The 22,436-nt window shown below is 32.2% G+C and carries 26 protein-coding genes and 2 tRNA genes; 11 read left to right on the top strand and 17 right to left on the bottom strand.

What is annotated here, in order from left to right; translation table 11 throughout:
- Positions 1–3: 3 nt before the first annotated feature.
- Positions 4–504 carry a phosphoribosyltransferase family protein gene (locus MK119_RS18855; RefSeq protein ID WP_290682205.1) on the top strand — a complete coding sequence of 167 codons (501 nt, stop codon included), beginning with the start codon at positions 4–6 and terminating at the stop codon, positions 502–504.
- On the opposite strand, the gene MK119_RS18850 is transcribed toward MK119_RS18855, so the two are convergent.
- Positions 496–1,011: a shikimate kinase gene (locus tag MK119_RS18850; protein WP_290682087.1), complete on the bottom strand. Its 516-nt coding sequence runs from the start codon at positions 1,009–1,011 to the stop codon at positions 496–498. The two genes, MK119_RS18855 and MK119_RS18850, sit on opposite strands and share 9 nt — an antisense overlap.
- 148 nt (positions 1,012–1,159) lie before the next feature.
- Between MK119_RS18850 and MK119_RS18845 the strand changes: the two genes are divergently transcribed.
- The 6 genes from MK119_RS18845 to MK119_RS18820 all read left to right on the top strand — a co-directional run bounded on the left by MK119_RS18845 (position 1,160) and on the right by MK119_RS18820 (position 5,991).
- Positions 1,160–1,232 (top strand) — tRNA-Lys (locus MK119_RS18845).
- Positions 1,233–1,286: 54 nt separating this feature from the next.
- Positions 1,287–1,370: transfer RNA gene (locus MK119_RS18840), tRNA-Leu, on the top strand.
- Between the two features lie 185 nt (positions 1,371–1,555).
- Positions 1,556–1,729, top strand: a complete 174-nt coding sequence (locus MK119_RS18835; protein ID WP_290682084.1) for a hypothetical protein — start codon at positions 1,556–1,558, stop codon at positions 1,727–1,729.
- 601 nt (positions 1,730–2,330) lie between these two features.
- Positions 2,331–3,803 (top strand): serine hydrolase domain-containing protein, encoded by a 1,473-nt coding sequence (locus MK119_RS18830; RefSeq protein WP_290682082.1) that lies wholly within the window; start codon positions 2,331–2,333, stop codon positions 3,801–3,803.
- A gap of 353 nt (positions 3,804–4,156) precedes the next feature.
- Entirely contained in the window at positions 4,157–4,294 is a 138-nt protein-coding gene (locus MK119_RS18825) for a hypothetical protein (protein WP_290682080.1), read from the top strand.
- 407 nt (positions 4,295–4,701) lie between these two features.
- A complete protein-coding gene (locus MK119_RS18820) occupies positions 4,702–5,991 on the top strand; it encodes a hypothetical protein (RefSeq protein WP_290682078.1) in 1,290 nt (429 codons plus the stop codon).
- A gap of 35 nt (positions 5,992–6,026) precedes the next feature.
- On the opposite strand, the gene MK119_RS18815 is transcribed toward MK119_RS18820, so the two are convergent.
- The 12 genes from MK119_RS18815 to MK119_RS18760 form a co-directional block, all read right to left on the bottom strand.
- A complete protein-coding gene (locus MK119_RS18815; protein ID WP_290682076.1) occupies positions 6,027–7,682 on the bottom strand; it encodes a DNA mismatch repair protein MutS in 1,656 nt (551 codons plus the stop codon).
- A gap of 228 nt (positions 7,683–7,910) precedes the next feature.
- Positions 7,911–8,096, bottom strand: a complete 186-nt coding sequence (locus MK119_RS18810) for a hypothetical protein (RefSeq protein ID WP_290682073.1) — start codon at positions 8,094–8,096, stop codon at positions 7,911–7,913.
- A 70-nt stretch (positions 8,097–8,166) separates the two neighbouring features.
- On the bottom strand, positions 8,167–8,769 hold the full coding sequence (locus tag MK119_RS18805; RefSeq protein WP_290682070.1) for a MarR family winged helix-turn-helix transcriptional regulator: 603 nt from the start codon (positions 8,767–8,769) through the stop codon (positions 8,167–8,169).
- Between the two features lie 54 nt (positions 8,770–8,823).
- On the bottom strand, positions 8,824–9,087 hold the full coding sequence (locus tag MK119_RS18800) for a DUF2024 family protein (protein ID WP_290682067.1): 264 nt from the start codon (positions 9,085–9,087) through the stop codon (positions 8,824–8,826).
- Positions 9,088–9,089: 2 nt separating this feature from the next.
- Positions 9,090–9,812 carry a hypothetical protein gene (locus tag MK119_RS18795; RefSeq protein WP_290682064.1) on the bottom strand — a complete coding sequence of 241 codons (723 nt, stop codon included), beginning with the start codon at positions 9,810–9,812 and terminating at the stop codon, positions 9,090–9,092.
- 52 nt (positions 9,813–9,864) lie between these two features.
- Positions 9,865–10,098: a thioredoxin family protein gene (locus tag MK119_RS18790; protein ID WP_290682061.1), complete on the bottom strand. Its 234-nt coding sequence runs from the start codon at positions 10,096–10,098 to the stop codon at positions 9,865–9,867.
- 598 nt (positions 10,099–10,696) lie between these two features.
- Positions 10,697–10,900: a helix-turn-helix transcriptional regulator gene (locus tag MK119_RS18785; RefSeq protein WP_290682058.1), complete on the bottom strand. Its 204-nt coding sequence runs from the start codon at positions 10,898–10,900 to the stop codon at positions 10,697–10,699.
- A gap of 2 nt (positions 10,901–10,902) precedes the next feature.
- Positions 10,903–11,424: a DUF2975 domain-containing protein gene (locus MK119_RS18780; RefSeq protein ID WP_290682055.1), complete on the bottom strand. Its 522-nt coding sequence runs from the start codon at positions 11,422–11,424 to the stop codon at positions 10,903–10,905.
- A gap of 85 nt (positions 11,425–11,509) precedes the next feature.
- Positions 11,510–11,962 carry a hypothetical protein gene (locus MK119_RS18775; protein WP_290682052.1) on the bottom strand — a complete coding sequence of 151 codons (453 nt, stop codon included), beginning with the start codon at positions 11,960–11,962 and terminating at the stop codon, positions 11,510–11,512.
- A 134-nt stretch (positions 11,963–12,096) separates the two neighbouring features.
- The gene (locus tag MK119_RS18770; protein ID WP_290682049.1) at positions 12,097–13,056 is read right to left on the bottom strand and encodes a peptidase; all 960 of its coding nucleotides are present in this window, start codon (positions 13,054–13,056) and stop codon (positions 12,097–12,099) included.
- Positions 13,057–13,182: 126 nt separating this feature from the next.
- Positions 13,183–14,001 carry a hypothetical protein gene (locus tag MK119_RS18765; RefSeq protein ID WP_290682202.1) on the bottom strand — a complete coding sequence of 273 codons (819 nt, stop codon included), beginning with the start codon at positions 13,999–14,001 and terminating at the stop codon, positions 13,183–13,185.
- Positions 14,002–14,029: 28 nt separating this feature from the next.
- Positions 14,030–14,395, bottom strand: a complete 366-nt coding sequence (locus MK119_RS18760) for a hypothetical protein (RefSeq protein WP_290682046.1) — start codon at positions 14,393–14,395, stop codon at positions 14,030–14,032.
- Positions 14,396–15,497: 1,102 nt separating this feature from the next.
- Here MK119_RS18760 and MK119_RS18755 point away from each other — a divergent pair.
- From MK119_RS18755 to MK119_RS18740, 4 genes are read left to right on the top strand one after another with little or no spacing between them, the layout of a single operon-like run.
- Positions 15,498–16,394 carry a MerR family transcriptional regulator gene (locus MK119_RS18755; protein WP_290682043.1) on the top strand — a complete coding sequence of 299 codons (897 nt, stop codon included), beginning with the start codon at positions 15,498–15,500 and terminating at the stop codon, positions 16,392–16,394.
- A gap of 47 nt (positions 16,395–16,441) precedes the next feature.
- Positions 16,442–17,926: a phytoene desaturase family protein gene (gene crtI, locus MK119_RS18750; RefSeq protein WP_290682040.1), complete on the top strand. Its 1,485-nt coding sequence runs from the start codon at positions 16,442–16,444 to the stop codon at positions 17,924–17,926.
- On the top strand, positions 17,910–18,749 hold the full coding sequence (locus MK119_RS18745) for a phytoene/squalene synthase family protein (protein WP_290682037.1): 840 nt from the start codon (positions 17,910–17,912) through the stop codon (positions 18,747–18,749). Before crtI ends, MK119_RS18745 begins: the two co-directional genes overlap by 17 nt.
- A gap of 10 nt (positions 18,750–18,759) precedes the next feature.
- A complete protein-coding gene (locus MK119_RS18740) occupies positions 18,760–19,212 on the top strand; it encodes a sterol desaturase family protein (RefSeq protein ID WP_290682034.1) in 453 nt (150 codons plus the stop codon).
- Between the two features lie 45 nt (positions 19,213–19,257).
- On the opposite strand, the gene MK119_RS18735 is transcribed toward MK119_RS18740, so the two are convergent.
- The 4 genes from MK119_RS18735 to MK119_RS18720 all read right to left on the bottom strand — a co-directional run bounded on the left by MK119_RS18735 (position 19,258) and on the right by MK119_RS18720 (position 22,427).
- On the bottom strand, positions 19,258–19,716 hold the full coding sequence (locus MK119_RS18735; protein WP_290682031.1) for a TPM domain-containing protein: 459 nt from the start codon (positions 19,714–19,716) through the stop codon (positions 19,258–19,260).
- Between the two features lie 24 nt (positions 19,717–19,740).
- On the bottom strand, positions 19,741–20,319 hold the full coding sequence (locus MK119_RS18730; RefSeq protein WP_290682028.1) for a TlpA disulfide reductase family protein: 579 nt from the start codon (positions 20,317–20,319) through the stop codon (positions 19,741–19,743).
- Positions 20,320–20,586: 267 nt separating this feature from the next.
- Positions 20,587–21,480 (bottom strand): anti-sigma factor, encoded by an 894-nt coding sequence (locus tag MK119_RS18725; RefSeq protein WP_290682025.1) that lies wholly within the window; start codon positions 21,478–21,480, stop codon positions 20,587–20,589.
- Positions 21,481–21,764: 284 nt separating this feature from the next.
- Positions 21,765–22,427, bottom strand: coding sequence for a Crp/Fnr family transcriptional regulator (locus MK119_RS18720; protein WP_290682199.1), 663 nt, complete (start codon positions 22,425–22,427; stop codon positions 21,765–21,767).
- Between the last annotated feature and the right edge of the window lie 9 nt (positions 22,428–22,436).

The following is a 22,436-nucleotide window of genomic DNA, read 5'->3' as shown; positions in this document are numbered from 1 at the left end:
GTTATGACCGTAACGGGAAATATTATACTTAATCACCAACAAATTCAGCACAAAACACGCCGTATTGCCTATCAAATTTTGGAATCGAATGTGAATGAAGAAGAAATCATCATTGCAGGAATTGCGCAAAATGGATTTGTTTTTGCACAAAAAATAAAAGTGGAATTAGAAAAAATCACTAATGGTACTATTACCTTGTGTGAAGTTAAGATAGATAAACAAAACCCATTACAAACAATCTCGACTTCTATTCCTAAAGAATCTTACATTAATAAGCCTTTAGTTCTTATTGATGATGTTTTGAATTCAGGTACAACTCTAATTTACGGTGTAAAGCACTTTTTAGACGTTCCTTTAAAGAATTTTAAAACTGCAGTACTTGTTAATAGAAATCACAAAAAATACCCTATAAAGGCAGATTTTAAAGGTATTTCTTTATCAACTTCCATTCAAGAACATATTGATGTCGTATTTGCAGAGCAAGACACTGCGTATTTAATTTAATTGTGCCTTAATTTCTTCTACTAAACTTTCAATAGTTTTTTTATCTGTCAGAATACTATACGTAGCTTGTTGATAAAATGAATTGCGTTCAAACAAATGCTTCCCTATAAACTCTGGCAAGTCTTCATCTGAAATTATCCTAATCAGTGGACGTTTCGCTTTTTCATCTTTTACTCTATTAATAATTTCAGGAATCGAAGTTTGCAAATAAAATGTTTGTTTTGTGTATTCATGAATCAGATTCATATTATTTGCATAGCAAGGTGTTCCTCCTCCTAAAGATACAATCATTGATTTTTTAGTTTCTAGTATTTCTTTCAAATACGTATGCTCTTTCATTCGAAAATAAATTTCCCCTTTCGATTCAAAAATCTCTGGAATTGTTTTTTCCTCTTTCATTTCAATATAATCATCTAAATCGAGTACAGGTAATTTTAATTCGGTTCCTAATAATTTTGAAACAGAACTCTTTCCACTAGCCATATATCCTAAAAGTACGATCGTCATTTCTTCTATTATAATTTATTTATTTTTAAGCGCTTACAAAAATCAGAAAAAAAAAGAGAAAATTATATTAAAAAAGACTTGAAAAATAAAATTATGATGTTATATTTGCACCCGCATTCAAGGAATTAATCACTGTTCCTTTTTGGATGACCTGGTAGCTCAGTTGGTAGAGCATCTCCCTTTTAAGGAGAGGGTCCTGGGTTCGAGCCCCAGCCAGGTCACAAAAGGAGTTAAGCAAAAGCTTAACTTTTTTTATTTTTGCAAAGCACATATTTACCGAAGTGCTGGAATTGGTAGACAGGCATGGTTGAGGGCCATGTGTTCATTAGAGCGTGTGGGTTCGACTCCCATCTTCGGTACTAAGAAACTTCTTTTTAGAGGATAAATCCTGATAGCAATATTAGGATTTTTTTTGTTAGCATATTTCCTTTAGTGCTACTTCTATCCTTGCTAATACTTATATGTTAATTACGGTTTTGCCGTAACTAGTTCGTGTTTAGTATTTGTATTTTCAGCCAATCATTAATTTTTAAAACTATACATTATGAAAAAAAAGAATTTAAAATCTTTAAAGCTTAACAAAAAGTCTGTTTCTAATTTTGATCAAATGAAAGGTGGAAATATGCCTGATCCTTCTTATTGGTGTAATGGAGATACTCTTGGTGATTGCTACGTTACATTAGCAGACGACTGCAAAAGCAACCTTAACTATTGTTAATACTGTTTACAGCTATTACGCTTTAAATAAACTACTAAATATCAGCGAACTTCGGTTCGCTTTTTTTATTTAAAAGTATTTACTAATTAAATATCTTTTATCAACATGTTGTTGTTTTTAAACCTAAATTTTAGATTCTTTACACATACGAAGAAACTTCTTCAAGAAAATCAAATCTCAATAAGGATATTATTTTCTTATTATATGTTTTAGTTTAATTCTTACAGGGATTACCACTTACTATCTCATTTTTCAATAATCTTACTCAAGATTAATTTTAAAACCGATTTTTATGAAAAAAAGAAATCTTAAATCATTAATACTGAATAAAAAGTCTATTTCAAATATTGAAAATATTTTGAAAGGAGGCTCAATCTATTCAAATGTAAGTTGCACCTATTTTACTTTTGGTCCTTCTTGTCGATGCGAATCAAACATTACTTGTCCCATAAAATGATTTTGAAAAGCGACCCTAGGGTCGTTTTTTTTATTTTTCAATGTCATCAAAAATATGTTTAGTCATTTTATTCAGTATGAATGTGTAACTTTATCATCATTCAACATACACATAAAACAACATTATAACTGACACTCATAAGTGATGAAAAAATTAATCTGCATTTTTTTGATATGTATTTCATGTCAAAGTCAAACAACAACTAAAAAACAAAACACAACTAAGAATCAAGACTCAAAAGAAATTGAAGCTATTGAAAATGGTTTGTTGTTAGAAACGCAAGCAGAAGGCGATGTTGTTCAGACATTTAATATTATTGAACGAATGAATTTTTATAAAGTTCCTGGAGTGAGTATTACCGTTGTAGAAAATGGAAAGATTAAATGGGCAAAAGGCTACGGGACTGCAAACACAAACACCAATCTAAAAGTAGATGAAAACACGATATTCCAAGCTGGTTCTATTAGTAAGCCTATAGCTGCATTAGCGCTATTACAGTTAGTTGAAAAAGGTATCCTTGACTTAGATGTAGATGTAAACACATATCTCAAAGATTGGAAAGTTCCCAATAATGAGTTTACAAAAAATGAAAAAGTTACACTTAGAAGATTGTTGACGCATACTGCTGGTGTGACGGTACATGGATTTCCAGGCTATAAACAATCTACAACAATCCCTACAACAACCCAAGTGCTAAATGGAGAAGGAAATACTCCTAAAATATTTGTAGATACTGTCCCTGGCACAATTTGGAGATATTCTGGAGGAGGTTACACTATTGCTCAAAAAGTAGTTGAAGAAATGACGCAGCAACCATTTGAAACCTATGTAAATACTAATGTATTGAAAAGCATTGGAATGAAGAACAGTACATTTGAACAACCTTTAGCAAATCGTAAAGGAAATATAAGTGCAGCCTATGATTATCAAGGAAGAATCATAGATGGATTGTGGCACAATTATCCTGAGAAAGCGGCGGCTGGCTTATGGACAACGCCTTCCGATTTAGCGAAATACTGTATCGAAATTCAAGAAATCTTAAAAGGTAAAGAAAATGCTGTACTGACAAAAGAAACCGTTGTTGAAATGCTCAAGAAGCATAAAAATGACTGGGGATTAGGTCCTTCACTTCAATTTGGGAAAGATTTTTTAATTTTTAGACATGGTGGGAAAAATGCAGGTTTTACCAATAGATTCATTTCTTTTTCAAAACGTGGAACTGCTGTAATAATTATGACTAATGCCGATAATGGAAATAGTCTTATTGATGAAATATTAAGAGCTATTTCAAATTATTATGATTTGGGAATAAGTAACCCTAGAATAGTAAAAGCTATCAAATTAAGTAACGATAAGCTAAGCAGACTTACAGGGAAATACAAACTGAATTATCAAGTACCCAACATAGGTGACTATTTTATTGAAATAAGCATTAAAGATGATAAGCTATTTGTGAATGACCCTAATAATGGAGATACCAAAGTATTGACAGCTTTAGGAGATCTAAAATTTATTGATTTAGCCATTGGAGATGAAGGAATGTTTCAAATCGAGGATGATAAAGTTGGCTTAGTTTGGGGACTTAATAGGTTTCAATTCTTCAAAGTAGATGAATAAAGTTTCCGCTAAAGAGATTTAAATGAGTATTGTCTAAAATTTTTACTATTAAATTCTTTTTTAGGGTTACGTTTGCCTATTTCATGCACTACTAGTTAATAATCTTAAAAATTAGTTTCATGTTAGAAAAATTTGAAACATTCGAAATTGAACAACTTAATCAAATTGTCGGCGGATTTATTGTAGAAGAAGACGTTACTGGAATTTAAATTGTTAAGCGAACTTTGGTTCGCTTTTTTCTTTCTTTAGATCATTCTATACACCAGAGCTTTATTTTAAATACGGGATTTCCGTAAGTGAATCATTTTTAGTTTTTATAATTTACAGTCATTGTTTAACCCAAATTTAAAATTATGAAAAAAAGAACTATAAATTCATTGAAACTTACTAAAAAAACAATTTCTAGTTTTCACTCAAATGGAATCAAAGGAGGTTGGAGTACCAGAACTAGAACACTTACAACCGCACGCACAGTTCGTGGCTGTGATTAAATTATGGCGACTTATGAGTCGCTTTTCTTTCTTAATACTTCTATGTAGCATTTGTAACTATTGTTTAAATTAGTATGCTAATCCATTAATAACTTTTCAAATTTAATACAAGATGTATCGATTTTTAAAAAAACATGGTTTTAGTTTGCTCATAGCAATTGCTCTCGTAAGTATCATCCTTTCTCTAAATATTGATACCAGTGATTATTTTGATCCAAAATATCGTTTAGGCGCACCCAATTGGGACAGTTCGAGGAAGGCTCCTAAAAAATCAAAAAAAACTATCAAAAGAGATAGCATACTTTATGAAATAAATAAGAAGAGATATCGATCTAGATAAACAGTATTCATCTTTTTCGGAACAAATTTTGTGGTCTTTTCAATTAAAACCGATTAAAATTGAATTTATGAACACAAAAAACACCGTAAAAGTTACCATTTTATGTGTGTTGACAAGCTTTTTCATGAAAGCCCAACACACCTGCAATGAAACGCTATCGCTATTTGCTGAAAATGTAAAAACAAAGCAATATGCAGAAGCGTCTCCACAATTAAAAAAACTACAGAAAGATTGCGCCAGCACTAATTATGTTATTTATGCCTATGGAGAACGATTGCTCAATTATGAATTGAAACAAGCTTCAGACAAAAAACAAGCAGCTTCCTCGTTAATTCAGCTGCTAAAAGATCGATTGAAGCTTTTCCCGGAAAAGACTAAAAAAGGACAGTTTTTACCGAAGATTGGCGCTTTGATGACGAAATACAATATCGGCAACATTGCAGAACAATACAAATGGTTTGACGATGCTTTTACACAAGACAAAGAAAATTTCACAAATCCATTGAATTTGTATTATTACTTTGAATTGTACTACAAAATGTATGAAGCTGGCACTTATGGCATTTCTCTTGAAAAGCTCATAGAAAAGTATGAAATTATCAAAGAAAAGTTAGCGGCTGAAAAAGAAAAAGCTCCAAAAAATACAGAAGCTATTGAGAAACTTACCACCAATATGAATGTGTATATTGAAAAGGTGGCAACTTGTGAAACTTTGATTCCAATGCTTCAAAAAAAGTATCAAGAAAACGCTACAAACATCGCGTGGCTTCGCAAAGCTGCGGGACAGTTAGATGCTAAGAAATGTGACGATGGTACACTCTTTATACAAATGGTTGAAACCATTGATTCTATTGAACCAAATGCAAACTCAAAATTTTATTTGTACCAAATTCACTCTCGCAAAGGAAATCATAAGAAAGCGCAACTGTATCTAGATGCATATATTCAATTGGAGGCTGATCCATCTAAAAAAGCAGCATTTTTAAATAAATTAGGTAAGACTTCCGAAAAGAATAACCAAAAATCAAAAGCACGTTCGTATTATTTACAAGCCGCAAAAGCGGATCCATCTTCAGGAAGAGCTTATTTAAACTTGGCGCGCTTGTATGGTTCTAGTGCGAATGTTTGTGGAACAGATGATTTTAGTAAAAGAGCCATTTATTGGAAAGCAGCTGAAACTGCTCGCAAAGCAGGAAATGTTGACACTACTGTTAAAGGTGAAGCGAGTGGTTTAGCTGCTACCTACATGCAATCTGCACCTAGCAAAACCGATATTTTCAAAAAAGGTTATAAAGGAGGCGAAAAGATTTTGATGAATTGTTGGGTTGGCGGACATGTAATTGTTCCAACATTATAACATATATACAATTATCAATTAAAAAGATCAGCTTATTAGTTGGTCTTTTTTTTATTTTGATACGAAGCATCGAGCTTCTTTGAAATGTCCATGGCCTCCTGAATAACCTCTTCAGGATATTTATTCATTTCAAGAATTTTAATTGCATTTCTATTTTTTAGTTTTCCTTCTTTTAACTTATAATCAAATGCTACTTTATTGGAATTAATAATTTCACCAAAATGATACAATACATAGCTATCGAATAGCATGTCTGTCAATTCGATATCATGTGTAGACACTAACACTTTGTTATTATTTTTAGCCAAAGCTGACAAAACTGCTTTTCCTGCCGAAATACGCTCTACTGTATTCGTCCCTTTAAACAGTTCATCTAATAAAAACAGATTAACCCCATTTTTTTGACTTTCCTGAATCATTTCTTTGATAGTCGTTACTTCTTCAAAATAATAACTTTTATCATTCATTAAATCGTCACTAATACGTATTGCCGAATAGATTCGCATGATCGGAAACGACATTGATTTGGCAAAACAAGTATTTAACGTTAATCCAGTAATGACGTTGATTCCAACTGCACGAATAAATGAGGTTTTTCCAGACATGTTAGAACCTGTCAATAGCAACGATTTTTTTTGTAAATGCAAGGTATTAGTAACGCAATCATAGATTAATGGATGTCGAATTTCAGAAATCTCTATTTCAGTTTTTGTGTAAATTTTTGGTATGCAATAGGCTTCACTTTTTCGTACAGAAGCTATAGAAATTAACATATCTACATGACCCACAAAGGTAAATACAGATTCAATTTCGTTTCGTTTAGTATCTAATTTTCGTAATACTCCAAATAAAAATAAAGGTTCAATAAGAAATGTAATTTTTATAATTTCAAACACAAACCAAGCGAGAATGGCAAATTCTCCTTGTAAATTTGCTTCTAATTGAAAAAAGGACATTCTATTTTTCACTTTACGAATCACTTGTATTGCATCTGGTAATTTAGCATCAAGTTTTTGCAAATTTTTATATGTGAATAAATGAGCGGCAACTACGTTCAATCGGATTAATTGCGGAATGGAATTGATATACTGTACCAAATTCTTTTTGTTCCAATAATGAATAATCAAATTGATACAAAATATCACTAAAAAAATACCAAAGAAAATTGGCTTGTAAAAAGAAAGTATAACAGATATTACGCTTAGAAAACTCAATATTTTGATACCTGAAAACCATTTTGGTGGCAAAATATGCGGCTCTTGAAATAAGGCTCGAATGTAATAAGCATCTTTGTGATTCAATTTTTCTAATATTTGCTGAATTGCTATTCGCTTTGTTTCGTTAGCAGATACTTCTGAAATAATTTCTTCATTTAAAGTCCTTTTTGGATCGTTAGGTTGTATGACACGAAGTTGATTGTAAAGATATTGCTGCCCGACTTTGGAATGCGTTCGATCTAAAAACATAAACAATTCATCAAAATCCAGATCGTTGCAGGTTTTATCAGAAATCACTTGGTGCGCTGTTGAATGCTCTTTATGAAGAAAGTACTTTTCAATCATAGAAAAATTGAAATCCTCATCTTTTTCTTTCCCAAAAGAAGTTTTTAATCTTTTATGGACTGCCTTTTTTCGATTTGAAAACAAACTAGAAAATGCATGTCTAATTTGATAAAGTATTGTTTTGATCATTATGCAATTAGTGTAACATACCTACCGTTTTGTTACAATTAAATTCAACTTATGGATAAAAAACCGTTTCTCCATCACCAGAATCTTCAGGCTCATCATAAGGAGCTGCGGCATACCAACTATAATCAGCTTTTTAGGTATTATTTTCTAATAGAATTTCTGCGTCTCCGTAAATAACTAAATCTTGACTCGTTTTTGGAATTTTTAATGCAGTAACAAGTTTTTCCTCTATTTCTTCATGAAAATTAGTAAAGCTAATTTATAACTTCCTAATACAAACGCTACTTTGCGATAGCTTCCAATCCAATTAGGTCCAATATCAGAATATACAGTCCATTCAACCCAAAATTCCATGGTTTGCATTTTCTCTTTCAAAGCTTCAAAATTATAAATGATCATAGTTTCTCTTTCCATAAATGCATTGCTAGATAATAGTTGAAAAAATATATAAATCGCACAAAGTAAAAAATATATGAATGTCTATTTACTTCTCTTCAAATTCAGGGCAATCAATTCGAATATCGTGACTTTTTAATGTTGCTTGTAGTAAGTTACAATAATCGTTATTGTCATTTTTTTGATAGAATCTACATGCGTAACACGTTCGTTGTACTGTTAATAGTTCACTTTGATTAAGTTTGTAAATCAATGAGCTTAAAGTATCAAAAAAGCCATTCAGCTGAGTTTCATCAAACGAATCGACTTGTGCTTTTAACGGTGCTGCAAAATCATTGGTTTCGGCAACAATATCTTTTCCTACATCGGTCAACTGAATTGTATAACTGCGTTGATCGGTTGGTGAATGATCTTTGAAAATCATTTCTTTTTTAAGCAATACTTTAATTGCATCACTGATGGTTGGTTTTGTAATATTAAATTCTTTCGCCAAATGACTTACATTGCAAAGTTCTGATTTGTGAAAAGCCACAAAAACTAAGATTTGTATTTGAATAGGACTCAAACCAATATGCTTCGCTTTCTTCCAAAGTAATAGTTTAAAAACTTCAGAAATACGTTCGAGCCCAGTAACAATTTTACTAGACACATCTTGCGATACTTTTGGATTGAATATGTTTTGATTGTTCATAAGAAAACCTGCCGAAGTTAATTTCGACAGGCTAAGTTAGTAATCCTAATTAAATTAATTACAATTTTCCATTTCAATAATAAAATACCCCTTTTGTTCAATCGCTACCATAACTTCATCAGAAGCTTTTTCGATATGACAAAATTTACATTCTCTAGCAGTCAGCTCCGCTCCTTCCATAGCTTTAGACTTTAAATACGTCTTCCCATAAGAAAAGATGGTTTCTTCTGCGGTAACATCACTTGGCACCAAAATATCAAAGTGCATCACACGATTATCTGTACGTTTTACATACGTATCCCAAACTGAAACTTTCATCACTAATGCACTTTATAAGGTAATGACAAATTTCCACTCGCTACACTAAATACTTCATAGACACCCAACATTGGTAGGTTCTTTTTGCTCGTATTTACTTTCATAAAAGCAGCAACACCATCATAACTAAAATCTGTTTTATGGTTCATCCTATAATCAGGAACAATCACTTTTATCGTATTATTTTTGGTAACCACTGGATAGCCTGGAGAATCCATATACATTGGCATTCCTGGATTTGTTGGCGGTAATACAACTGTTTTATCGTCTTTTCGAATTTGTTTTACAGAAAGTCCGCCAGCTACACGTTCATCTTTGTGCAATACTACCCAATGCGGATGCCAAATAATTCCATCATTGTTAAATATTTGATCAGCATTTTCATCCCACAAAGGTGTATCGTCAAAATCGGGATGTGATGTTAGTGCCAAAGCTACAATTCCATCGGTCATACTAAATCCTACATCCGTAGGTTTTAAAGTTGTTGGAAACACATATCCTAAAACGGGTGCTCCATCAAGTTGCCCCGCTGTTTTAGGCGTTGTATTTCCTGCTTTTCCAGATACACTAATTTCCCAAACGGTTACTGCTAAATCACTGTTATGCGTGACTTTTACATTTTGAATAGAAAAGTCTTCATTATTATAAGGACTTTCTTGTGCACAGGAAACTGTACAAGCTGCAAAAAATAATACAGTACTTATTGCTATTACAATTGATTTCATATTTTTTTGTTTTAAAATTATATTAGGACTCCTAACTATTTGAATTAAAAAATTAAGCTTTAACATCCGCTATAGAAGCACCAAAATTTAGGTGTAATACATTTTTTGTTGGTGTTACCAAAGCTGGTACGGACTTCACTCCTGCTTGTTCTGCTTCGGCGATTCTAGACTTGTCTTCTCCAATATGAACAATCTCCACATTGTCAGCTCCTATTAAATTAATAATGTCGTGTTCTGCGCTTACACATACAGGACAACCTGCATGATAAAAAATTGATGTACTCATGTTTTTGTTTTTTTAGTTTGTTGCATTATTGCGGAACAAATATAGTTAGGATTCCTAACTTTTTAAAATAAAATTTAAAATTTTAAATATAATCATCTCTTTATTTTAGAATAAAAAGTGGCTTCATCCCCTTTAATATCTGTTATTTTGAACTGATTGAGAGTATATAATAATTTTGAAAAATTTGATTCAAAATTCTTTGAATGAGGTCGTGTTTGTCATTAATTGACTTAAATCTGCTTTGTAGATTCTTAAAAAATGTATTAAAATAGCACGTAACTATTATAAGACAATTCAACTAGAACTAAATAAAAAGAAAAGCCAATACATAAAATGACAGCTGTCCAAAATTGATAATTTTGCTCTTGGTTTTGAATAAAACCAATAATCAAAGAAATGATAGAAGCAAGAAATAATCCTAACGAAATTTTACCAAGGTAAATCATCATTAAAAAGAAACGTTCATTGAATTGGATCAATGAATCTAAATTTAATGTTGAAAAGAAGATCACTATCCGAATAATGAAAATATAAATTGCAAAGCGAAAAGCCCATTTGTAATAGTTAATTCTGTTCATTCACATAATTTGATTACAAGTTACTCAACATATTCCAAAATATCGCCTGGTTGACAATCTAAAGCTTTACAAATGGCCATTAAGGTAGAAAAACGAATGGCTTTGGCTTTTCCATTTTTTAAGATTGACAAATTGGAAAGCGTTACTTCTACTCTTTCTGAAAGCTCATTTAGCGACATTTTTCGCTTTGCCATCATGACATCTAGGTGTACTACAATCGCCATAATTACATCGTTAACTCGTTTTCTCTTTGCATAGCTGCTCCTCTTTTGAACAATTGCGACAATACATATACAATTCCGGCTAAGAAGATATATTCACTCGCAAATGGTTCCGCTTTAATGTCTGCGTATTTATCCAATAATATCACATGAAGATTGTGCACCATTGCTAAGATCCATACACCAAAAATAGTAATGCTAATTTTATGTAAAATCGCTACAACACTCATTGTAAAAGGTTTGTCTAAATTGACTATAGTTAACAATTTTGCCACAAATAACGCAATGTATGCTTGTAATAAATAGAGGATTATATAATAAAATACAATGATCGTATAGTGTGTAAAACTTGCATCCAAATAACGAGACAAATCCATTCCTTGATATAAATCTTTGGAAGCCTCTGGATTTTGGATGCTCACACCAAATGACATAATAATAGCTCCTGCTTTAATTAAAAGTCCAATAAAAGCCAACCAAGCAAGGAAACGCATGAATTTAAGTAATTTTTCTGTTATTGATGTCATGAGTCTAAATTTCAATCACACATCAAATAACGGCGATTTTTTATTTAAAAACAATAAATTTTTATTTTTTAATAGTAAATATTAATTATTCATCATGGCTTACTTTTCTTAAATTTCTTTTTAGTTGCTTATCATTAGAATGCAGAATAATCACACCACAATTTCCATTAGTTCCATATAAAACGACTGCCATATCTCTATTTAAAACAGCTATAGAGTCAATATTCTTAATTGTTAATAGATCTAGAGAGGCTAATGTATTTGGATTCCAATTGATATTTAAATCATAAAAATCCCCATTACAATTTAATCTAAAAACTGTTTTACATAGTACTGGAAACTTTCTCATAGCCGTAGTGTCTTTGAAGGTATACATAATGTCGTTTCGTATTTCATACCTTATTTGCTGTAGCTTTTCATATACAGAAATATCGCTTTCAAAAAAAGAAAGTCGTTCCATATTTTCTTTTGCTGATAATTTTGTTATTGCTTTTTTTTGCAAATCCTTATTATTTGGAAAATTAGGAGGAACTCCCATATAACAAGGTGTGGAAATAGAACTACAACTTATCAATATAAAAACGATACATATATATAAATAAGGTTTCATACCCAAAACTAAATAAAGTAGTAACGATATGAAACCTTGAATGAGTAAAGGTCTTATTTGATCTAGGAAACAGATAAATTTGCCAATGCATCATTAAATTCGCTGATTAACTGCGCAACATCTTCTTCTTTGTATTTTCTTGAAAAATGCACTGGAACTGGTTCTTGAATTTCAGATTCCTTCATAATTTTTCCTGACATAGAAGCGTAACTATGATAATTGATTTCTGCCTGCTCCTTGTCTTCATCTTTGTAAAAACTTTCCACAAACACTTTTCGTGAATTGGAAAAATGTGCTTTTATTTTCGCATGATTCTCTGCATTTGCAGCATGATCCATAATCACACCAACAGTATCTCCTTTTTGAATGTGCAACAAATGAAACAACTCATTTGCTTTAAACTCTTGGTCTTCTATTGCAATAATTTTATCTGAATGATCTTGCTCAAAAGCATCTTTGAGTTCTTTTACCCATCTTCCTCCTTTAAAACCACTTGCAGTAATATCAATTTTTACCGTATCGTGTTCTTGAAATTTATAGGCTAATGTTGGAATTTTATGATCTAATAAAATACCTGTCACCTGAAAGTTCTTTTCTTGAAACAGCATATTTCCGTTGATGGTTTCTAGTTTTTTCAATTCCCAAGTTGGCGGTTCCAATTCATAGACATCTATGGTATTTTCTATGATCAATTCTCTGATTTCATAACTAATAGCACCTTCTTGAATCAAATTCCATGAATAACTTATAATACGTGATTGTACTTGCTTCGCCAAACCTTTAGGTCCACAAATAATCACACGACGTTGAATTCCCAACTGATGACGAATCACGGAATCGAAATTTACAAAGTGATCAATATGTGTATGACTGATAAATATTGCGTTTGCATTTTGAAATTCTTTTACTGTAATAGCTGCGGCGTCTCCGCATTCACAAAGGTAATTCCAAGGATGGTTGTCGGGACGTACCATAATGGCAATATCTTCTCCGATCCTGCTTTTTACTTCTGCTGTAAACATGATTTTATAAGTATTGTAATATTTTAATTTTTGTTTGAATTGTGTATGGAAACTAAATTCTACAAGCTATTGTACGAACTGAATCGCAATGATTTTTACTGTAATAATAATGGAAAAACTATGTGCTTAACTTAAAGCTCTAGTAAGTACTGCCGCTTGTTCATACTTGAGTTCATCTGATAAACCTGATAATCCCAGAGTATCGTTGTATTCAACAATATGAAGATTTCCATTTTCTTCCTCCAAAATATCAATGGCAATAATGTCTGCTCCAATAGCATTTTGTAACATTTTTAAATCGTTTACCAATGCTTCTTCAGGTTCAAACTCTTCAAAATCGGTAGTTTCAATATTGGCTTTCCAAAACTTTCCTTTACGAGACATGGCCCAAACTTTATTATTGATAGCTATATAACGAATATCACGAATATAATTGATATACGGTTCAATCGTGATGTAGTGCTCTGTCACAAAAAGTAAATCTTGAATATCTTGCCATTTCCGCTCATCTTCTACCAAAACTTTCCCAAAACCTCCATGATAATTTCCAACTTTTACCACAAAGGGAAATTCCATTTTGATATTATTTAAATCGGTAGATCGTTTCACTACATCGAAGTCAATCACTGACAAACCTAACTTTTTAATCGTAGCCAACATAGACAAACGGTCGAATCCAATTTTTAAGGTCTCAGGAGAATTTACACATGGTATTCCAGCCAACGCTATTAAATCCAGTGCATTTGTTTGAATTTCACTTGGTTTAATTGCGCCAACTCTCCACAAAATCGCATCAGGTTTAACCACACCATTTTGGTCTGACACATATAACTTCCCTGATTTTAAAATCCAAGAAGTATGCTGAATTGATTTTTGCACTACATTATAAGCTGGCAAAATATCTTTCCAATATTTTTCTCCATTAACAACTAAAATTGTTTTCATCACTCGCTAGACTGTGTGTTTTCTGTTATCAAATTCTTTTCATGTATATTTTTATTCCTTTATCAATCGTGACATAAATTGTTTTGACATCAACCCAACTAACTTTAAAAGTTCCTTCGCCAGGGCGTTTTTTTGGGAAACTAATAGTGACTTCGTCAGTTTTTGCATTGTATTCCCAGTTCCCTTCTCTATCAGTAGTTTCTAAGGAATTCCCTCCTTTTAACACGCCATCTTTCATGAACTCCATCCATTTTCCGCCATCCATTTCTCTAACTTCACCTTCAGGAGATTCCATCTTAAACATTTCCCATTTTCCTACTAAAGAATCTGTTTTTTGAAAAGATAAAAAACTAAAAATTGTGACTGCAACTAAAACTGTCTTTATATATTTCATTATGATTGGTTTTTGGTGTTAAAGTAGCTAATATCAGGTTTTTAAGTATGAATAACAGCTAAAACACATACTATTTTTAGAATTGCTTAAAATTTGTGTGTGCGTAGTCACTTTTATATGATGAATGAACTATATAAAAACGATTTCTTTTTTGATATTGTCGTATTCTTTTTCAGTGGCTTAGTTGGTGCTTTTCTGTTTTATCTTATCATACTTTTTTGGAGCAAATTGAATGCCGCACTTACAAAATCATAATCCAAACATTATTTTAATTTCACTTTTCTTACCCTCTAGTATTATCCCAACACTAAACTACTTATATTGAGGATTTTACTTTAATTTTTATTACTTAAAAAATGTAATTAACACATACATAACTTACTTTATTGGCAGTCTTTTAGTGTGCATTTAAGTAACCAAAAACAATAAAACATTTAATCATAAAAAAACATTTTTTTTTAATCGGTTAATAGCGGGAATCACTTTATTTTCAGTGAATGCTTTACAGGTACAGCATAAAATTTCGGAACAGGCTCTGAGGCGTTACAATTTTTTCGCATGTGGGATACTTCTCTGAATCATCGCTAAAGCTTTTAACAGTATTTTATTCAGCCATTTAAGTTTTAGGGCTACTGCAACCGAAAGTAATAACTACTACTTCAGCGCTTAGTCAATATACTATATATTTACAAGTTAAAACAACTAAATTATAACTCTAACGCAGGTAGGTCTAGTAAATGAACTAACAACTTTTTATTGGAGCTTACATTTTTAGAATAAATACAGGAGATTAAAATACAAGCATAGGAATTGGTACTGTACAAAACAGATGTATTTACATTTACTTGTGCGAGACCAACTGGAAATTGTACGGTTGCCTTAACTGTGCAACCAATTGTATGTAACTAATATTCATTACAATATAACTGCAATTCAGTAGTTAACTGTTAATCCTTACCAAAGTAATCTCAAAGAAGGATTTCAGAAATGGCAGTTTTAGTTATTTAGAATTATTCTTAATAATAACAAAGTGAAATAAAGCAAGTAAAATACCGATAAAATTAGTATTTTTGTTTAAGCTATTTAGAAAAAGGGTAAACGAATGGATGCTGTAAAAACGAAGTTTAGTATTAAAGATTTAGAGAATCTTTCCGGGGTTAAGGCACATACAATTCGCATCTGGGAAAAAAGATATGAACTATTAGCACCAGAAAGAACAGACACAAACATACGTACCTATGACATCAAGAGCTTACAAAAACTTCTCAATATAACACTACTTTACAAAAATGGTTATAAAATATCAAAAATAGCGCAAATACCTGAAGATAAAATACACATTCTTGTTAGAGAAATTGCAACTGAGAAAAACATTCATAACCAAGCTTTGAATTCATTTAAGTTATCAATGCTTAATTTTGATTATAGCCTTTTTTATAGTACCTACAACAAATTACTAGCTGAAAAATCATTTCGTAAAATTTTTTACGATACGTTTATTCCATTATTGAATGAATTGGGCGTACTATGGCATACACAAACCATAAACCCTGCTCACGAGCATTTTATATCCAGTCTAATAAAACAAAAGATTATTCTTAATACAGAACGTATACAATCTCTAGAAAAATCGAATAATTCAAAAACCTTTGTTTTATATTTACCAGAAAATGAAATCCACGAAATTGGATTACTGTATTTAAATTACGAGTTACAGCTAAAAGGCTATCACACCATTTATCTGGGACAAACAATTCCTATAGATAGTTTGACAAATGTTCATACCTTTTTTCCTGAATTGCATTTTATTTCTTACTTTACAGTCACGCCCACAGAGGACAAGCTTGAAGACTATTTAGATGATTTTGATAAGTTTATTGGTTTTGACAACAACCACCTATGGCTTCTAGGATACCAATCCAAACATATAAAGAATGTCAAAAACTACAAAAATCTGAAAGTATTCAAGTCAATAATTGATTTAGTTGAAGAAATCTAAAATTCTATTTTTATTTTTGTTTAACTTTTTATTATATTTGTTAAACAATGAAATTAAAGACTATCATAATAGGCTCTGGATTTTCCTCCTTATCTGCTTCTTGTTATTTAGCTCAGGCTGGGTACGATGTAACAATTCTTGAGAAAAATACAACTGTTGGCGGCAGAGCTAGACAATTAAAAAGAGACGGGTTTACGTTTGATTTAGGACCATCGTGGTATTGGATGCCAGACGTGTTTGAACGTTTTTTTAGTGACTTCAACACGAAGCCCTCAAATTTTTATCATTTAGAGAAACTCAACCCAGCATATGAAGTATATTTTGGGAAGAACGACTCCATTCGTATTGAAGATACCTTAGAGAAAATCTGTGCTGCTTTTGAAGAGGAAGAAAAAGGCAGCAGTATTAAACTTCGAAAGTTCATTGCTAATGCAGAAGATAATTACAATGTAGCCATCAAAGATTTGGTATACAAACCTGGTGTTTCTCCTTTAGAGCTAGTTAATACTAAAACTATAAAAAAGATTGGTCAATTTTTCAGCAATATCAAACGAGATGTTCGCAAAGAATTCAAAAACGACCGATTGATCAAGATATTAGAATTTCCTGTACTATTCCTAGGTGCCAAACCAAGTGACACTCCATCTTTTTACAGCTTTATGAATTATGCTGATTTCGGATTGGGAACTTGGCATCCTGACGGTGGCATGTATAGCATTATTCAAGCTATGGAAACTCTGGCAAAACGCTTAGGTGTTACCATTAAAACGAATGAAAATGTTGTAAAAATTCACGTAGAAGGAAAAGAAGCTAAAAAAGCAATTACCGAAAATGGTGAATATGAAGGTGACATTATTCTTTCTGGAGCTGATTACCATCATTCAGAAACATTGTTGGACACAAAATATCGTCAATACTCTGAAAATTACTGGAGTAAGAAAACTTTTGCACCTTCTTCACTCCTATTTTACGTAGGCTTTGATAAGAAGATTGAAAATGTATCGCATCACACCTTATTTTTTGATGTAGATTTTGATGCGCATGCTCATGTAATTTATGACAAAGCTTCTTGGCCAAAAGAACCTTTATTTTATGCAAACTTCCCATCCAAAACAGATCCTGCGGCAGCACCAGAAGGCAAAGAAGCTGGTTTCTTTTTGATCCCGATTGCGCCTGGATTAGAGGATACGCCCGAGCTTCGTGAGCAATATTTTGATATCATTATGGAAAGATTTCAGGAAATTACGCAGCAAAATATCATAAAACATGTTATATTTAAAGAGTCTTTTTGCGTCAATGACTTCGTAAAAGATTACAATTCTTATAAAGGGAATGCATACGGAATGGCAAATACATTGCTTCAAACTGCATTTCTTCGACCTAATTTGAAAAGTAAAAAAGTGACTAACTTATATTTTACTGGTCAATTAACAGTTCCCGGTCCTGGAGTTCCTCCAGCGTTGATTTCTGGGAAATTGGTAGCCGAATTAATCTCCAAACATCAACCAAATACTCATGAAAACACTATTTGATTCTGTTTCTTACAATTGTAGTACTCTCGTTACGAAAACGTACAGTACGTCTTTTTCATTAGCAACAAAAATGTTAGCTCCATCTATCCGACAAGACATTTATAATATTTATGGTTTTGTACGATTTGCAGATGAAATTGTAGATTCTTTTCACGAGTATGACAAAGAATACTTGCTAGATAAATTTCAAGCAGATTGGGATTCCGCACTGGAACACAAGATTAGCTTAAATCCAATTTTAAATTCGTTTCAGCATACCGTTCACAAATACGATATTCCAATTCATTTGATTGATGCCTTTATGAAAAGTATGCGTCAAGATTTAGACAAAAAAATCTATCTAACTAATGAAGAATACAAAGAATATATCTACGGTTCTGCAGATGTTGTTGGCTTAATGTGCTTAAAAGTGTTTGTAAAAGGAGATGAGAAAAAATATGAAGAACTGAAGTCTTCGGCAATGTCTTTAGGTTCTGCTTTCCAGAAAGTGAATTTTTTACGTGACTTAAAAGCTGATTTTGAAGATTTAGATCGTACCTACTTTCCTGATGCTGATTTGAAAAACTTAGACGAAGCTTCCAAGCAAAAGATTATTGCAGAAATAGAACACGACTTTAAGCTCGGCTTAGAAGGAATAGCAAAACTTCCTATAGAAGCAAAATTTGGTGTATTTACTGCCTATAAATATTATTCAAAACTATTGCTTAAGCTAAAACGAACGCCTTCGGTAAAGATTAAAAATGCACGAATTCGTATTCCAAATTATCAAAAAATGGCGTTATTAGCGAAATCATATGTAAATTATCAGTTAAATTTGATATAAATTAAAAACAATGACAACCCTACTCTGGATCGCAACTTTTTTAACCACTTTTTGTATGATGGAATTTATGGCTTGGGCAACACATAAATATGTGATGCACGGTTTTTTATGGTCGCTTCACAAAGATCACCATAAAAAGGAACATGATTCTTGGTTTGAACGCAATGATGCTTTCTTTATCTTTTATGCAGTAGTAAGTGTTGGTTGTTTTTTACTTTGGAAGTATGATATTTTTTGGTACGGATTGCCAATTGGTGTTGGAATTTTTGCTTACGGACTCGCCTATTTTATGGTACATGACATATTTATTCACCAGCGTTTTAAAATGTTCCGAAATGCCAATAATTGGTATGCAAGGGGCATTCGTAGAGCACATAAAATTCATCACAAACACTTAGGCAAAGGTGATGGCGAATGTTTTGGAATGTTATGGGTTCCTAGAAAATACTTTAAACGTAAATAAACTAGTTAACCCAAAAGTTTACCTGCTTTATTAACTTCTTGTACCCTAATTTGGTGCAACAAGACATTTTTGAAGCCGCTTTATTCCCAAATGAAGTCCCAAGAGAATTTCTCCGTTTGAGACTTTATGCTGCATGGTTTTGACGATTTCTGATTCAACAGCATCACTTATATAGTTATTTAGATTTTCGCCCTTTACAATTCTAACTTGTCGATCTTTTGCATTTAATATAATTGATAAATAATCTGCTTTGTCATAACGAATTCCTTTATCATGAATAACATCAAGATCTACAGTGTCTAAGTCATCTTTTACAGACGCTACGCTAACACTAAAAAGATCAGGTTTATATCGCGTCAACAATTCCATCAAAACTAAGGTATCCAAATCTTTAAATCCAATAGTTCTGATTCCAAAAGCAGACTTTATTCTGTAAGCAAAGTAACATACTTTCTTTAGCACATTGATTTTAAATAAGGTATACTTTGCTTTCCGATTATTCATTTGTTTCAGGATTTACACAAGAATTTACTCCGCCAACAAAAACGCTAACATTTCATCAATTTGATTTCGGACATTAGTACTATTCCAATTGTAGGAACCAACTTCTTTCATCACAATGTTTCCCTGATCGTCAATCAAATAAGTAGTTGGAATATTTGGTGAGCGTAATTCTTCTGGCTCGTTATCTTTACTATAATACACTGGTAAATTATATTCGTTCTTTTTTAGATACGAATTGACGCTTTTAATTTTATCATTCGCAAGAAAAACAAACGTGATTTTATCACCATAATCTTTGTACAATTCATTCAAGCTTGGCATTTCAGCAACACATGGCGGACACCAAGTTGCCCAAAAGTTCACTAGAATAATGTCTCCTTCCATTTCCTTGAAGTTAACCGTTTTTCCTGAACTATCTACCAAATTCCAATCAAAGTTGCTTATATTGACTCTATTTATTTCCTCAATAGCGCTTGGACTAAAGAATAACATCTTTGCTTGATTCAGTTTTACTTTGACAAAAGTTCCAATAGGTGTAAAAATGATCAATGCGATGATGGCTACAAAAATTATATTGCTCCAATGTTTTCTTTTGAGTTTCATAAGATTTAAAAATTGAAAGATACGGATTAGTCGTTGGTTATATGTGAACTTTCATAATAATGATTTGTTAATTTGTTGCTGATTATTTTAACGAACAATCCATACTATTTTAGAAACAAATAAATTCCAAGTACTTCTCAATACAAATTTGCTTGGTATTTTTAATCGAAATATATTTCGATCTCAATAATACTCGAAGCGACCAAAAAAAACACGCTACCATTACTGATAACGTGTCTTCCATCTAACGATACTTAATCATAAAGATTATCGCACTATTGTTCCAGTTGGAAATGACGCGGCATTTAGGTTAAAGTCGTGTGTAGCTGGTGCCGTATCATTTCCTGCTGTTCCTACTAGGGGCTTTAATAGGAATGGTGCAGGACTATTGTCTGGGTAAGGCTCTACAGAGATTACTATGGTACGTCCGCGTACATCAAGTGGGAATGTAAAACCATCAGGTGCATTAAGGAAAAAATCTTCTCCTGGAATTGGAGGTCCAGCATTGTTTTCTGTTCCACTGAATCTATTCGATTCATCAGCAGTATCAAATCCTGTAAACGTTCCAGTTGTTAATGGACCTACACCGTCAACTACAACCCATCCTTCGTATTTCCAACCATCTGCTAAAGGTGGCAAGTTCAAACCTGATGTTGGTGGCATTCCTGGTGTACCATACCAAACACCATAATGATCGTTTCCGTTGTCTCCTGATCCTGGTGCTTCATCTGTTGGAGTTCTTAAAAAGAATACTCCCGAAGCGTTATTAAAGTCTCCCGTACTTGTCACAGGACCTAGTCCTACGGTTGCTGTATTTCCTGAAAAATCTCCAGCTAATAATTTTGTTGGTGCTGGTGCTGGATCTGGATCAACTGTTGGCTCAATTGAAAGTACAAATGCTGTTGCTGCTGCTAATTGATCTGAATTCACTGCAAAAGAAGTTCTTGATAAAGCTCCTGAATCATTTACTGTAAATGTTCCTGTTGATACTGGACTTCCATTTACAATAATCCATCCTTCATATACAAAGTCACTTCCTAGATTTTCTAATCCGTTTAAATTCACATTTAAGTTTGATAACGCAACTGTGGCATCATCATCATTACTACATGAGATTGCGAAGAATCCTAACGCTAATCCCAAAAACATTTTTTTTATCATTGCGAGTATTTTTTATGATTATGATACAAATGTATTGTAGTAAAATCACGTAAAATGTTAGCTAGCTAACACTTCTGAAAAAATTTACACTTTTTCTAAAAAACTCATTTTACAACATTTAATAAAATGCAACTTTTAAATATCATAAAAAAATGGAAACCAAATAATTAACCAAAAACAACAATACTAAACCAAAGCCCGAAACTGTCATGATGTCATGTCAATTTCGGGCTTCTTTTGGGCTGTAAATCTAACCTTCTTGTTGCTCTTAAAGATATTATTTTTTAGTTAATAAAACGAATTTCTTTTCGATTAAAATCGATGATATTTGCTTCTTTCAATTCGTTCATTATGATGTTTAGTGTAGGGCGCGAAGTTCCAATTAAGCTTGCAATATCTTTCTGCGTATATGGATGCTTCACTAGATGATCCCCTGTATTTTCGCATTCGTATCCGTACTCTTCACAGAGCTCTTTTAAGAATTCTATGAGGCGTGTTTTGGTATCTTTGAACAATAATAATTGTAACCTTCTTTCTAATTTTTTGATACGAAAACCAATGAATTTATAGATCTTTAATGTAAAGGTTTGATTGTCTCTCATTAAGTCGTGCATCGTATCAACTGAGATCGGACATATAGATGTTGAATTATCTACAGACTGAGCAAATTCATTTCGTTTTTCTTCTCCTAATATTGCTTTTTCCCCAAACAATTCACCTTTCGATAAAATGGATTTTACCACTTCTTCTCCATCTGCTGTATAGTATCCTAACTTCACTTTTCCTTTATCAATTAGATATACTTTATTGGCAAAATCATCTTCAAAATAAATATAATCTTGCTTTTTATATGTATCAAATTGGTGACTTTTTTTATACTTTTTGAACTTGTGCGGACATAAGATATTAAAGAGATTTACATCATTAAAATACCAAAGAGAATTCATAATTGTATC

The organism is Kordia sp. (genome assembly GCF_022447245.1).
In the GTDB taxonomy this organism is placed as follows: domain Bacteria; phylum Bacteroidota; class Bacteroidia; order Flavobacteriales; family Flavobacteriaceae; genus Kordia.
Note: the sequence above shows the minus strand (reverse complement) of the source record. Positions and strands in the feature narration are given on the sequence as shown.